This window comes from Microbacterium saperdae (assembly GCF_006716345.1).
GTDB lineage: Bacteria > Actinomycetota > Actinomycetes > Actinomycetales > Microbacteriaceae > Microbacterium > Microbacterium saperdae.
The window spans coordinates 2,391,914-2,405,487 of record NZ_VFOX01000001.1 but is presented as its reverse complement, the minus strand read 5'-3'; the positions used below and the strand labels follow the sequence as shown (position 1 = coordinate 2,405,487).

Sequence of the window (13,574 nt, the reverse complement as noted above, 5' to 3'; positions counted from 1 at the left end):
GCTCACGCCTCCAAGGGTGCCATCGGCTGCCAGGTCCGGTCACGGCCGAGGCGGCCGCCGTCCTTGAGTCCACGGAACAGATTACTGGTGCCGCGCACGGTTCGTTCGACGAAGACGAGGCGGATGAGCTCCTTCGCGAAGGTCATCGCCGTGCCGAGCCCGAACAGCACAGGGTTGTAGGCGTCGTGCACGCGATAGTACTGCTTGATGAATGCGCGGTTGCGCATGATGTAGTACCGGTAGGCGTTGCTCGAGGCGTTCATGTGCCGGATGCCCATGTCCCACTGTTTGATCTCTCGGGTGCGCCGCAACACGAACTCGTCGACGATGACCGCCGTCGTCTTCCGGGATGCCAGCCAGCCGTACATCTGATCGTCCCAGTAGATGAAGAAGCGCGGGTCGGGGAGACCGATCTGCTGAACGATCGAGCGGTGGATGAACATCCCCTCGAAGCACCCGCTGTTCATCTCCTTGAAACCAGAACCGTCGAATCCGGAGGGGGCGAAGGGGATCGGGATCCCCATCCGCTCGGCGATGCGGTACTGCCAATAGAACTCGCTGCCGTCGTAGTCGTAGCGGCGGCCTTGGATGCTCTTGAACCGGGGCGCCCAGGCGCCCATCTTCGCGAGGCCTTCCGGGAGCACCTCGACGTCATCGTCCATCATCCAGATCCACTCGGAGTCGAGCTCGTAGGCCGTGCGCATACCCTCGCTGAAGCCGCCGGAGCCGCCGGTGTTGGTCTCGAGGCGCCGGTACACGATCTCGGTGCCGAGACTGTCCCTGAACGACTCCACGACCTCCGTGGTGTCGTCCGCCGAGGCGTTGTCGATGATGACCACGTGGCCGGGCTTCGGCTCCATGGCGGTGATGCTCGTCAGCAACCCCGTGAGCAGGTGCGAGCGGTTGTAGGTGACGATCACGATCGTCGCTGCGGTTGGATCGAATGCAGCGGGTGCCGCGGTCATGCCTTCTCCTCGAAGATCTGCTGCCAGGACTGGGGGGAGACGAGGTCGGGCAGCGCCTCGCGATACTGCTTCTGGAGTTCAGGCCAGCGACGGCGGAGCTCCGAGTGCAGGCGCACCGTCTCCTGCAGCATCTGTCGATACTGCCGGCGGTTGCGCGTGTAGATGTTCTTGCCGGAGCCGTCTGCGGCGCTCACCAGAGCGCTGTCGAACGCCGGCACGCGCCACCAGTACGCGTCCTCCTTGCCGAACTCGACCTCGGGCTGATCGATGTTCGACTGCTGCGGCTTGTGCAGCCAGTGCGACAGGAGGGTGGACAGCGTGAACCAGCGCAGCCGCAGCCCCGTGGGGTTGTCGAGGTCGTTCTTGGACAGCTGCTTGTACACCCGCCGGCCGTGCCGTGAATGGAGCACGGTCGTCGGGTCCCGGTGGATCACGGTCTCCGGGTACTGGGCGGCCAGCGCACGTGCGGCGGGCATCGCTGTCGCGAGGTTCTTCCGCATGTGCGCGGGGCCGGAGAGCACGTCGCGCAGCGCGCGGGCCCGCAAAGCCACCGGGTAGTACTGCATCATCATCAGATGCTTGAGGTCGACGCGGCGGCTGTGGGTGAGGAGACGGCCACCGCGCGGGGCGTTCGAGTGCAGAAGCCCGGCGACGATGCGGTTGCGCGCGTGGAAATACGCCTGCCAATCGATCGTGTCGTCCTTGTTGACCCAGGAGACATGCCACAGCGCGACGCCGGGCATCGACACGGTCGGGAAACCCGCCTCGCCTGCGCGCAGACAGAACTCTGCGTCATCCCACTTGATGAACGCCGGCAACGACAGACCGACTTCTCGGATCGCGTCGAGGGGGATCAGGCACATCCACCAGCCGTTGTAGTCCGAATCCATGCGCATGTGCAGCAGTGTCGACTGGCGAAGGTTGGCGACACCGAAGTCGTGCGGCATCTTCTCCTGATAGAGGTTGCGCCACATGAAGGGGCCCTCATCGACGACCTCCGCCCAGCCGTGCAGCTTGGGGCGGTCGAGCAGATCGAACATGTGTCCACCGACCAGCACAGGGCTCGTGGCGAACTGCCCGAACACGATGGAGCGTCGGAGGGATTCGGGTTCCAGGCGCACGTCGTCGTCGAGGAGCTGCACGAAATCGCTCTCGGGGCGTTGCAGGGTCTCATGCATCGCGCGTGCGAACCCTCCGGAACCGCCGAGGTTCGCCTGGCGGATCACCTGCAGGGTCTCGCCGAGGTCGGCGGCGACGTCGTCATAGCCGTCTTGATCCGACACGAGCTGGGTGCCCTGGTCGATCAGGAAGATGCGATCGACGAACTCGAGTGCATCCGGAGACGCCGCGAGGGCCCGCAGCGTCTCGACGCAGTAGTCCGGCTTGTTGTACGTCGTGATTCCGAGTGAGGCTTTGCCCGTCCGCGCCGGCTCCTGCTCTGTGGTCCACTCGGCACCCTCGAGGACTGCGTGCTTCTCGTCGGCGACGATGTCGAACCAGATCCAGCCGCCGTCGCTGTACTGCGTCAGATCGAGGTCGAACGAGGTCGAGGATTCTCCGGTCACCTCGCGCGTGGCGACGCGCTGGCGGATTCCGGAGCCGTTGGAGCGGTACACGAGGATCGTCGCCGGTCCCGTCGTGCGCACCGTGAGCTGAACCTGACGGACGCTGGTCCAGTGCTGCCAGTAGGACGCCGGGAAGGCGTTGAAGTAGGTGCCCAACGACACGCGACGGCCCGCCACGATCCGTGCACGGTGTCGACCCAGGATGTTCCCGAGATGTGCGCGGTTGGACACGCGAACCGGTTCGTTCTCGATGACCGACCAGGTCTCGGGATCCGCGTACAGGGGGAGGAGATCGGGGTCGCGATCGAGCGGGAAGACGACGTTCTGCAGGACGTGGGCCACGGGGGAGGTTCTCCGATGTTGTTGCGCCGGCTGCCGCTTTCGCAGGGGCAGCGGACTCGACGAGCAGAGAGTAGCCTACCGCCCGTCACCTTCGGATCTGTGGAGAGCCGGAGCGACCAGGGCGCGGAGTGCCCCGCGATAGGATGACCGCGATGAAGGTATTGATCACCGGCGGCGCCGGGTACATCGGATCCACCGTCGCGACCGCCTGCGTCGAGGCGGGGATCGACATCGTGCTGATCGACGATCTTTCCACCGGGCGGCCCGCCTTCGGGGAGGGGCGCAACCTGTACGTCGGCGACATCGCCGATCGCGAGATGCTCGGCCGGGTGGTGTCGGAGCACCCCGACATCGACGCGGTCATCCACTGCGCCGCACGCATCGTCGTGCCCGAGTCCGTCGCCGATCCGCTCGGCTACTACGACGCCAACGTCGGCAAGACCATCGTTCTGCTGCAGGGACTGCGCGACGCCGGAATCGGCCGCATCGTGTTCAGCTCCTCCGCCGCCGTCTACGCGGGGGCGAGCGGCGCGGGCGTCGACGAGTCGGGGCTCATCGCTCCGTCGAGCCCCTATGCCGCGACCAAGGTCATGGTGGAGCAGATCCTCCACGATGCGGCGGCCGCGGGAGACTTCCGCGCGATCGCGCTGCGCTACTTCAATCCGATCGGCGCTGACCCTCAGTTGCGCACGGGTCTGCAGAATCCGACGCCCTCGCACGCTCTCGGCATGATCATGCGCGCCAAGGCGTCCGGTCGGCCCTTCTCGATCACCGGAACCGACTGGGCGACCAGGGACGGCTCGGGACTGCGCGATTACATCCATGTCTGGGATCTCGCGCTCGCGCACGTCGCCGCGGTGCAGCGGTTCGACGAGGTCGCGTCCGACGAGGCGCCATACCAGGTCATCAACCTCGGCACGGGCGACGGGGTGACGGTGCGCGAGCTCGTTGCGGCCTTCGAGCGCGTGACCGGCGAGGCGCTGCCCGTCGTGGAGACCGCGCGTCGTCCCGGTGATCAGGCCGGTGCCTACGCGATCGTGGATCGGGCGGCTTCCGTCCTCGAATGGCGCGCGGAGCGATCTGTCGACGACGGCGTCCGCGATGCCCTCGCCTGGGCCGACAGGCTCCGAACCCTCGACTGACACCTCCTTCGGAGGGACCCTGGTGGGCGCGTCGGGCCGATCAGCCCTGCGGGCGCAACGTCGGGATCGCGCCCGTCTGCGCGGCGTCGATGTTCTCCCGCCACGAGCGCGACTGGCCCGCACGCAGCGCGCACAGCACGAGCATGAACCAGCCGGCCCCGACCAGGGTGAAGCTCTCGAACATCGAGTCGACGGCCAGCGTCACCAGGGTGATCGGTGTCCAGGCGTAGACGACAGAGCGGCGCACGCTGGCGACGAGCCAGGAACGGATCAGCGCTACGCCGCCGAGCAGCAGGAACAGCACGAGACCCGCGGCACCCAACTGCAGGAGAACGTCGAAGAACGCGTTCAGGGCGCTCTGATGGTGATCGTCGAGCTGGAAGTTGATGTAGGTGAAGGGGTACTCGCCGCGCGCCCACGCCCCGAACCATCCCCAGCCCTCGATCGGCTTCAACGCGACGAAGTCGAGGATGGTGTTCCACAGGTCGCCGCGGAGCGAGAAATCGGAACCGGCGTCGAGGAGCGCGATGATCTGGTGGCGTAGAGCGAACGCCACCGTCAGGGCCAGCGCCACCAGGATCCCCAGCATCCACTGCACCAGGTTGCGACGGTCGGCGGGGGCATGCCTGACGATCGTGAGCGCCACGGTGACGACGCCGACCGCGGCCGCGAGCACCAGCACCGTCGGCGATGCCGAGAGGAAGGCCAGCGAGCCGGCCAGGGCGATCGAGGCGACGGCCCGCGGGGCGTTCACCGACTGCGTCCGCCACTCGATCACGAAGGTGATGAGCGCGAGCACGGCGATGAATCCCAGCATGTTCCGGCTGCCGAAGATGCCCTGGATCGGGCCGCCCTCGGCCAGGTTCCCCTGGACGCCGAGGAACGTGAAAGGCACGTCCAGCAGGATGCCGGACAGGATCTCGACGCCCAGCGACACCGTGAGCAGCACGCGCAACGTGTCACCGATGGCACGTACGGTCTGCAGGGTGTCTCGGATATGGCCGACCGTGAGCGCGAGGAAGGCGAAGCCGAACAGCGACATCCAGCCGAAGAACGTCTCCGAGCGATCGGTGGTCCACACCAGGCTGACCAGTGCCCAGCCGAGGAAGGCGAACAGCGAGGAGGGGGCGATCCGCAGCGGTGAGAGCTCGTCGCGTCGCACCCACAGGATCGCTGCTCCCAGCACGCACAGGATGGCGATGATCGTCGCGAGCGTGACCGCGGAGGTCATCTGCTCGATCGCGAACGAGCCGAACACCGCGCCGAGCACCGCCAGGGTGAAGGCGCGAGCCATCTCGACGGAACCGAGCAGCCGCGCGAGGCGATGCGCCGGCGTCACGGGACGCGCCGCGGTCGGGTGCCGCGTTCGAACAAGAGATCCCGCTCGCCGACGCCGACCAGAGGGACGGACTTCAGCTTGAAGGACAGGAGCACGAGCAGCATCCATCCCCACAGCATGATCGGCGTGGACTCGGACAGTCCCTGCACGAGCAGCACGACCGTGAACAGGCTGGGAAGAAGGGTGAGCGGGGAGTAGGCCCGGCGGGAGTCCAGGTCCCAGCGAGGACGGTCCACCGCGAAGAACCACGAACGCCAGAGCAGGCTCAGGTACGCGATGGCCATCAGAGCGACCCCGAGCACGCCGAGCTGCATGAGGACGTCGAGCCACATGTTGTGCGCGTGGAAGACAGTGATGTGGTGGTCGATGATCCACCCGTCGAATGCCGGGTCGGAGGGGATCCAGGGGCTGGAGAAACCGTTGCCGAAGAGCGGATGCTCGGCCGCGCGCGCGAGGACCTTCGTCCAGATCTTCTCGGAGCGGCCCGTGAGGTCGGCGCTGCGCCCCAGCAGGGCGAAGAGCGGCTCTCGGAGCAGCCAGACCGCGGCGCCCCCGATCAGGGTGGTGCCGATCGCGATCGTATAGACCTTGGTGCGCGCCCCGGGGGTGCGAGCCCGCCGCATCGCGAGGGCGACGACGAGGACCACGACCACAGCGGCGGCGCAGACGAGCGCTGTGGCGGATGAGGTGCGGAGGAGGAAGTACGCCGCGAGCAGCATCCACAGGGCGAGCGTCGTGCGCCATCGGGCGCGCGCGGCGAACAGCACCCCGAACGTGATGATGGCGAACAGCGAGATGATGGCGAGCAGATTCGCGTTGCCGACGATCCCCTGGATGCGTCCGCCGTCGAACAGGTTGTCGCGCACCCAGTACCACTGCGGATCGATCTTGCCGTCCGGCAAGTTGGCGAAGTTCGGCAGCAGAGGCGCGTGCAGGACCAGGGACACCCACAGCTCGAGCGCGAGCGACAGGCCGAGGACCCACTTGAATGCCGAGGAGAGCGCGCGGATGATCTCGTTCCAGGTGAGCACGTGGACGAGGAAGAGGGCGTTCACCGTCACCGCTGCGAGAAGCACCCAGGTGATCAGGGTCGGTACTCGCCACTGCGACCATGCGACGGAGATCAGGGCGAGGGTCACGTAGCCCAGCGCGGTCCATGGCAGGCGGCGCCAACGGAACGGTTGCGGGCGCTTTCGGGTGACCATGGGGACGCCGATGGCGACCGTGGCGAGCGTGAAGGCGACCAGCACGACGCCGGCGCCGTCCTGGCCGAGGAGGTTGTAGACGGCCGAGTGCGCGAACGTCACGATCAAGACGAGGATCGCATAACCGCGCAGCAGCAGATGCCCCGTCGATTCGCGTTCGGGTGCGGTGGGCCGGGCCGCGACCGGATGCTTGGTGTACTGAGCCATCGCGTTCAGGCTACCGCGCCGTACCCGGCGCGTCGCTGAACATCGCTGAGCGGCTCTACGCTGGGGGCATGCTGCTGAGTCTGACCAACGCCCCCCGTGACTACGCCTGGGGCTCGGCCTCCCTCCTGGCCGAGCTGGAGGGGCGCTCGCCGTCGGGGGCGCCGGAGGCGGAAGTCTGGTTCGGGGATCACCCCGGGGACCCGGCCGACATCGACGGCGACGGGACGCTGGACGAGATCACGGGCGGCACACTGCCGTACCTGCTGAAGCTGCTCGCCGCCGCTCAGCCGTTGTCGATCCAGGTGCACCCCACCATCGCGCAGGCCCAGCAGGGGTGGGCCGCAGAGAGCGGGAAGGGGCTCGACGACCCGACGCGCAACTACCGTGACGACAATCACAAGCCGGAGCTGATCGTCGCATTGAGCGAGACGTTCCAGTCCCTGAGCGGATTGCGTCCGGTCTCGGACACGCTGTCCCTGCTCGACGCGCTCGGGGACGGCGCAGGTGTGTCAGCACTCCGCGCTCACCTGACGGGCGGCGCAGACGTGCTCCGTGACACGCTCAGCTGGCTGCTGGGGGGCACGGTGCAGCCGCAGGTGGACGACATCATCGCCTCGGTCACCGCCGCAGCGGAGCGCGCCGATGCGGGGGAGTGGAACACCACGATCCAGGCGATCGCCGGCGTGGCCGACACGTACCCGGGGGATCCCGGGGTCGTGGTCGCTCTGCTGATGAACCACGTCGTCCTGCGTCGCGGCGAAGGACTCTTCCTCCGCGCAGGGCTCCTGCATGCGTACCTCGAGGGCCTGGGGGTCGAGATCATGGCGGCGAGCGACAACGTGCTGCGTGGAGGTCTCACGCCCAAGCGCATCGACGTCGCCGAGCTGCTGTCGATCGTGGACACTGTGCCGTCCGAGGTGCCCGTGCTGCGGCCTGCGGCGGATGGCGCCATCACCTCATACCCGGTGCCGGTCGCGGACTTCGCGCTGGACCGCGTCACGTTGACGGGCGAGTCCGTCGTGCGAGCGGTGGCCGGGCCCACCATGGTGCTCGCGACAGCCGGCGACGTCGCGGTCGAGACGGAGTCCGGCACCGTGCGCACCGTTCCCGTGGGAACCGCCGCGTTCGTGTCTGCGGATGAACCCGAGTTGCGCCTGCGCGGCGTGGGCGAGGCGTTCATCGCCGCGCCCGGCCGCTGAATCCCGCTGTCGACCGCCCCGGGCGTGTCGTCCCGAGACGAATCGCCGCGACACGCCGACGCATCGTCAAGAACCTTCAAGAGATGATTGAGGGTTTACTATCCGCGACTTGACCGCAGCGAATGACACGGGTGTAATTAGGTATGCACGGCCCGCCGGGGGGCGGAGACAGGGTTGGGAGATCGAGATGACGGGATACCGTTCCGACGTACCGGAGAACTGGTTCGTCGATCCGATCAACCTCGGAGTGCCCGGGGTCCGCAAGCCGGATTCCGAAGACGACACCGCTCTCGGTTGGCAGAGCGAAGCGCTCTGCTCGCAGACGGACCCTGAGGCGTTCTTCCCCGAGAAGGGCGGATCCACGCGTGACGCGAAGCGGATCTGCACCTCGTGCGACGTCCGAGGCGAGTGCCTCGAGTATGCGTTGAACAACGATGAGCGCTTCGGCATCTGGGGCGGACTCTCCGAGCGCGAGCGCCGGAAGCTCAAGCGCCGCGCGAGCTGAGCGCACCGCACTCTTCCGTGCGGGCTGAACCAACCCTCGGCCTCGTGCGCGAGGAGCTGGACGTTCCGCCCTGTCTCGGTGCATTGCTTCGCGGGCGCGCCGCAGTCGGTGCCCCCGGCCTCGGTGACCCGCGCATAGGCTGACCAGGTCATGCCAGCCCGAGTTCACGCCATCCTCGTCGCGCGCGCCGGATCCTCCTCCCGCGCGCAGCTCCTCCGCACACTGGAGGCACTGCGCTCCCAGTCCACCCCCGTCGCTGCGGTGACGCTCGTGATCTGCGGCGATGCCGCCTCGGTGCGCGAGAGCGATGCGGTCGCACGCACCGTCGAAGGGATCATCGAGGCCCGCAGCACGACATCCTTCGCAGAAGCGATCGAGCTCGCGCGCCCGCGCGTCGCCGAGGGGTCGGCGATCTGGTTGCTGGCGCAGGACACGGCTCCGCACACCCGGGCACTGGAGCGCTTGACCGGCATGCTCGAGCGCTCCCCGTCCGCCGCGATCATCGCGCCGAAGCTCGTCGCCACCGACAACGATCGAGAGATCGTGTCGCTGGGCGTGAGCATGACCGCGCTGGGACGAAGCGTCGAACTCGCCGCAGGCGAGCTCGACCAGGGGCAGCACGACGGCGCGGACGATGCCCTCGGATCCGACATCCGAGGCATACTGATCCGCGCCGAGGTGCGCGATGCGCTGCGCCCCGACCCGGCGCTGGCCGGAGCGGACGAAGGACTCGACCTCGGAGTGCGCGCGCGCCTGGGCGGTGGGCGCGTCGTCCTCGCCCCCAGCGCGCGCGTGTCCGCGTCGCCGGATGGACCTGCTGCGCTCCCCACCGGCCGCGCGCGCCGCAGTTACGTCACCCGCCTCGCCCAGCTTCATCGGCGGCTGTCGTACGCGCCGGCTGCCGCCGTCGCGCTGCACTGGCTCACCCTGCTTCCGCTGGCACTGTGGCGATCGATCACCCACCTGATCGGCAAACGTCCGGAGTCCGTTCTCCCTGAGTGGGGTGCTGCGCTCACGGCCATGGCCCGCGTCCCCGCGGTCGCCCGCTCCCGGGCACGGATCCGTTCGTTCCGGACGTCGACCTGGGCGAGCATCACACCGCTTCGTGTGACCGGTTCCGAGCTGCGCCGACGTCTGGACGACGGACATGGGAGTGAGGGCGGCGCCGTCAGCGAGCTCCGGTTCTTCTCCGGGGGTGGAGCCTGGGCGGTCCTCGCCGCGCTCGTCGTCAGCATCGCCGCCTTCACGACGCTTCTCGCCTGGCCGGCGCTCGGCGGGGGCGGAATCCTGCCGCTCAGAGACACCGTCGCCGCGCTCTGGGCCGACGCCGCGTGGGGAGTGCGGGGGATCGGTCTCGGTGTGATCGGCCCCGCCGACCCGTTCGCCGCGGTGGTCGCCCTGTTGGGGTCGCTCTGGCCTGCTGGTCCTTCCTTCTCGCTGGTGCTCCTGTGGATACTGGCTCTCCCGCTCGCCGTGCTCGGCGGGTGGTTCGCCGCCACACGCGTCACGGACCGCGCCGGTCTGCGGATCTTCGCGGGTGTCGCGTGGGCGCTGGCTCCGACCTTCCTCACTGCTCTCGTGGAGGGCCGCCCCTCTGCCGTGCTCGTGCATCTGCTGCTGCCGTGGCTGTTCCACGCGGCGGTCGTCGCTCACCGTTCGTGGGGCGCGGCCGGCGCCGCGTCGCTGCTGCTCGCCGCGGTCGTCGCCTGCGCGCCGTCGCTGGCACCCGCGCTCGCACTCCTGTGCGTGATCGCGCTCGGCATCACCCTGGGGACGGCGCAGTTCCGCGGGGCGGGTCGACTGCTGTGGGTGCCCGTGCCGACGCTGCTGCTCTTCGCTCCGCTGGCGTTCTGGCAGTTCGCACACGGGACCCCTCTCGCGCTGCTGGCGGACCCAGGGCTGGTCGTCGGCAACACGGCCACGGCGGATGCCGACGGCCGGTTGGCGATCGCGACCGGCTTCCCCACCGTCGATCTCGCCGGGTGGATGCAGTTCTCGATGCTCCCGCTCGGTTCCTGGGCGGCGTTGTTCTGCGCGCCGCTCGCGGTGCTCGCGCTCGCCTCCGCGATCGCCCCGCGCTGGCGCGCCGGGATCACGCTGCTCGTCGTCGCCGCATCCGGTCTCGCCACCGCCTTCCTGGCTGTCGGAATCACGGTGAGCTTCACGCAGGGCGAACCGATGGCCATCTGGCCCGGCGCGGGCCTGAGTCTCGCGTGGATCGGCGTCGTGGGCGCGGCTCTCGTCACGCTCGACACCGCGATCACTCTTCCTCGACTGCGCGTCGCCGCGACGACGGTGGCCGCTCTCGCTCTCGTCGTCTGTGCGGTTCCCGCTCTCGTCGCGTTCCACGCCGACCGCTCAGCGCTCACCAACGGCCCCGAGTCGACGTTGCCGGCGTATGTCGCCGCGCAGGCGGCCTCGGATGGTCCTCTCGGCACACTGGTGCTCACCCCTCAGAACGACGGAGGCCTGGCGGTCGATGTGGTGTGGGGCGCGAGCGAGACGCTCGGGGCGCAGACGACCATGATGTCCACGGCGACCCAACCGCAGGGCACGGACATCTCCGTGCTCTCGGTCGATCTGCTCTCCGCGCGTGATTTCGACGCGCCCGGAGACCTGGCGGCGCAGGGTATCTCGTACGTTCTCCTCGCCCAGGTGACCGGCGGAGAGGGCGACAAGGCTCGTGCCCTGCGCACCTCCGCCATCGCATCGATCGACCAGAGGGCAGGATTCGTCCACGCGGGGACCACGGAACGAGGTGTGCTCTGGCGCGTCGAGGCCGATGTCGCCGACCGCACCGCTCTCAACGGTTCCCAGGAGGGGACCGCGAGGCTCGTGATCACCGTGCAGCTGCTGGCGATCCTCGCCGCACTTCTGCTGTCGGTCCCGACCAGAGCGTCGCGCCGCGCCGCCCGTGCGCAGTCGCGCATCGTCGGTCGTGCGCCCGAGGAACCCCTGATCCTGCCTCGCCACGCGGAGGACATCGACGTCGACGAGGAGACGGCCCTCCCTCGGCCGGAGGAGACGGCGGCGCCGGAGGAGATCGCACCTGCAGAGGGCGTCGTGCACTCCGACGAGGTCGCACCGCCGGAGGAGAACGCGCCGTCGGACGAGGCCATGTCGTCCGAGGAATCAGTGCCGGAGGCGACCTCGGCGGACCCCGTCGATACGGATCATGAGCGCGACGCGGAGGAGGATCGATGAGCACCACGCGTGCGGTTCGCGTCGCAGCGACCGGAGCCCGCCTCGTCACCGGGGCTGCGGTCGCCGTGGCCTGCGTGATCGGGGTCGTGACCGCGATCCACGCCCCCTGGCCGGAGGTGACGCACGATCCTGCGCAGGTGCAGGTGACGCCCTTGCCCGGTGACAGCCTCCTGGTGTGCAACGGCGACCTCCGGGCCCTCGGACGAAACCCCGCGGACCCGCTGAGCATGGTGTCCGCGGCGTCGCCGAGCGTGACGGTCGACGGCACGGCCGGTGCACCGACGATCGCGACGCTCCAGGCGCCCGATCTCATCGGTGCCGGCGACGTACGCACGATGACCGGCACCGTAGAGGATCGGACAGCGCCGCTGATCGCCGCGGCCGAGTCCGCCGCGGTCTCCGCGGAAGACATGAGCGGATTCGCCGCGCTGCCGTGCGGGACCCCTCGGTTGGAGTCCTGGCTTGTCGGCGGAAGCGTGGACACGGGCGCGTCCGACGTGATCGTGCTCACGAACGCGGCAGAGGTGCCGTCGACGGTGACGCTGTCCGTGTACGGCACCAGTCGCAGCAGTCGCACGGTGATCGTCCCGGCGCGGACCCAGGTGGCGCTCCCTGTGACCTCGATCGCGGCGGGGAACGAGCTCCCCGTCGTGCAGGTCACCGCCGAGGGGGCGCCGATTCGCGCCGTGCTCCAGTCCGCGCTCGTGCGAACCCTGGATCCGGCGGGCGTCGATCTCCAGGATGCGGTGCCGGGACCGCAGCTGCATCCGGTCTTCGCCGGTGTGCAGTCGTTCGCCGCGGAGGGGGACGATGCCGAGATGACCGTGATCCGGATGCTCTCGCCCCAGGACGCTGCGCAGGCGCACGTGACCGTACGCGCTTCGGGCTCGGACACGGTGGCGAACGAATTCACGGTGCCGCTCACGGCGGGCGAACCGGCACAGGTGTCGCTCAGCGGCCTGGAACCCGGTTCGTACAGCGTGCAGATCGATGCGGATGCGCCGATCGTGTCGGCCGTCCGCCAGCAGGACGGGCTCGTGCGCGGATCGGACTTCTCCTGGATGACTCCCGCACCCGAGATCGGCGCCGACGTCCTCCTGGCCGTCCCGGCTGGACCGGCCCCCCGCCTGCATCTTCTCAATGACACGGATGCCGACATCACGATCACTCTGGAGCCCACGAACGGGGGACCGGCGACGGACGTCACGGTGCCGGCAGACGGGTCGGTCGAGACCGCCGTGTCCGCGCGGACGAGCTATCTGCTGCGCACGACGGGCACGGTGCATGCCGCGGTCACGATGACTGCTGACGGCAAGCTCGCGGGGTGGCCCGTGCAGCCGAGTGACGGTGCCGCGCAGAGCATCACCGTCTATCCCTGATCGATCCCTCCCTGACCCGCAGCGCGCCACAGGTCGGGGAGGTCAGTGATCGTGCCCGAGATCCCAGGGCTCGCGGCCGACGTACTCCGCCGCGGCGCGGAACACCGCGCTCTCGATGGCCATACGGCGATGAGCGGTGTCATCGTGACCGGGAGGAAGTAGCCGTTCGATGGGCAGCCGGAAGAGCACGATGCGACGTTGCTCGCGGTCGAGATACCAGCGAGGTACCTCTTCGGTGGCGTCGAAGCCCGGCATGGCGCCGATCTCGAACCGGACGTCCTGCAGCTCGGGCCACGTGCCTCGGAGGAACTCGACGGCGGTGCCGACCGTCAGATCGAAACGGTCGATCCGTCCATCCAACGGAGCCAAGGGCGGGCGTACGACCTCGCTGCGTCCGAGGCGGCCATGACGGCCATGGCGCGCGCCACGCCGCGGGGCGGCGGAGGGAGCACTGCGTCGACGAGGCATGTCGAAAGTCTAGGCGCTGAGGCCGGGCGGTGCGGCGCGGCATCCGCTCCGGCA

Annotated in this window: 10 protein-coding genes; 5 read left to right on the top strand and 5 right to left on the bottom strand. The window is 68.9% G+C overall.

Annotation, left to right across the window (positions count from 1 at the left end; all coding sequences use genetic code 11):
- Positions 1–2: 2 nt before the first annotated feature.
- Complete coding sequence (locus FB560_RS11485; protein ID WP_141872486.1) at positions 3–965, bottom strand: glycosyltransferase family 2 protein; 963 nt, start codon at positions 963–965, stop codon at positions 3–5.
- Positions 962–2,872, bottom strand: a complete 1,911-nt coding sequence (locus FB560_RS11480; RefSeq protein WP_141872485.1) for a glycosyltransferase — start codon at positions 2,870–2,872, stop codon at positions 962–964. Before FB560_RS11480 ends, FB560_RS11485 begins: the two co-directional genes overlap by 4 nt.
- A 152-nt stretch (positions 2,873–3,024) precedes the next feature.
- On the opposite strand from FB560_RS11480, the gene galE reads away from it, so the two are divergent.
- Positions 3,025–4,014, top strand: coding sequence for a UDP-glucose 4-epimerase GalE (gene galE / locus FB560_RS11475; protein ID WP_141872484.1), 990 nt, complete (start codon positions 3,025–3,027; stop codon positions 4,012–4,014).
- 40 nt (positions 4,015–4,054) lie between these two features.
- Here the strand turns inward: galE and FB560_RS11470 are convergent, their stop codons facing one another.
- Positions 4,055–5,353: an O-antigen ligase family protein gene (locus FB560_RS11470; protein WP_141872483.1), complete on the bottom strand. Its 1,299-nt coding sequence runs from the start codon at positions 5,351–5,353 to the stop codon at positions 4,055–4,057.
- A complete protein-coding gene (locus FB560_RS11465) occupies positions 5,350–6,765 on the bottom strand; it encodes an O-antigen ligase family protein (protein WP_141872482.1) in 1,416 nt (471 codons plus the stop codon). The genes FB560_RS11470 and FB560_RS11465 overlap by 4 nt, the downstream gene beginning before the upstream one ends.
- Before the next feature lie 68 nt (positions 6,766–6,833).
- Here FB560_RS11465 and manA point away from each other — a divergent pair, with 68 nt between their 5' ends.
- The 4 genes from manA (at position 6,834) to FB560_RS11445 (ending at position 13,052) form a co-directional block, all read left to right on the top strand.
- Positions 6,834–7,964 (top strand): mannose-6-phosphate isomerase, class I, encoded by a 1,131-nt coding sequence (manA, locus tag FB560_RS11460; protein WP_141872481.1) that lies wholly within the window; start codon positions 6,834–6,836, stop codon positions 7,962–7,964.
- A 187-nt stretch (positions 7,965–8,151) separates the two neighbouring features.
- Positions 8,152–8,469, top strand: coding sequence for a WhiB family transcriptional regulator (locus FB560_RS11455; RefSeq protein WP_141872480.1), 318 nt, complete (start codon positions 8,152–8,154; stop codon positions 8,467–8,469).
- Between the two features lie 150 nt (positions 8,470–8,619).
- Positions 8,620–11,673 (top strand): glycosyltransferase, encoded by a 3,054-nt coding sequence (locus tag FB560_RS11450; RefSeq protein ID WP_141872479.1) that lies wholly within the window; start codon positions 8,620–8,622, stop codon positions 11,671–11,673.
- On the top strand, positions 11,670–13,052 hold the full coding sequence (locus FB560_RS11445) for a DUF5719 family protein (RefSeq protein ID WP_141872478.1): 1,383 nt from the start codon (positions 11,670–11,672) through the stop codon (positions 13,050–13,052). The genes FB560_RS11450 and FB560_RS11445 overlap by 4 nt, the downstream gene beginning before the upstream one ends.
- A 42-nt stretch (positions 13,053–13,094) precedes the next feature.
- On the opposite strand, the gene FB560_RS11440 is transcribed toward FB560_RS11445, so the two are convergent.
- Positions 13,095–13,520: a hypothetical protein gene (locus FB560_RS11440; protein WP_229673115.1), complete on the bottom strand. Its 426-nt coding sequence runs from the start codon at positions 13,518–13,520 to the stop codon at positions 13,095–13,097.
- Between the last annotated feature and the right edge of the window lie 54 nt (positions 13,521–13,574).

Bases quoted from the DNA above. Each gene is read 5' to 3' on its own strand.
- FB560_RS11485 (WP_141872486.1), bottom strand. From the start codon at position 965: ATGACCGCGGCACCCGCTGCATTCGATCCAACCGCAGCGACGATCGTG.
- galE (WP_141872484.1), top strand. From the start codon at position 3,025: ATGAAGGTATTGATCACCGGCGGCGCCGGGTACATCGGATCCACCGTC.
- FB560_RS11465 (WP_141872482.1), bottom strand. From the start codon at position 6,765: ATGGCTCAGTACACCAAGCATCCGGTCGCGGCCCGGCCCACCGCACCC.
- manA (WP_141872481.1), top strand. From the start codon at position 6,834: ATGCTGCTGAGTCTGACCAACGCCCCCCGTGACTACGCCTGGGGCTCG.
- FB560_RS11455 (WP_141872480.1), top strand. From the start codon at position 8,152: ATGACGGGATACCGTTCCGACGTACCGGAGAACTGGTTCGTCGATCCG.
- FB560_RS11450 (WP_141872479.1), top strand. From the start codon at position 8,620: ATGCCAGCCCGAGTTCACGCCATCCTCGTCGCGCGCGCCGGATCCTCC.
- FB560_RS11445 (WP_141872478.1), top strand. From the start codon at position 11,670: ATGAGCACCACGCGTGCGGTTCGCGTCGCAGCGACCGGAGCCCGCCTC.
- FB560_RS11440 (WP_229673115.1), bottom strand. From the start codon at position 13,520: ATGCCTCGTCGACGCAGTGCTCCCTCCGCCGCCCCGCGGCGTGGCGCG.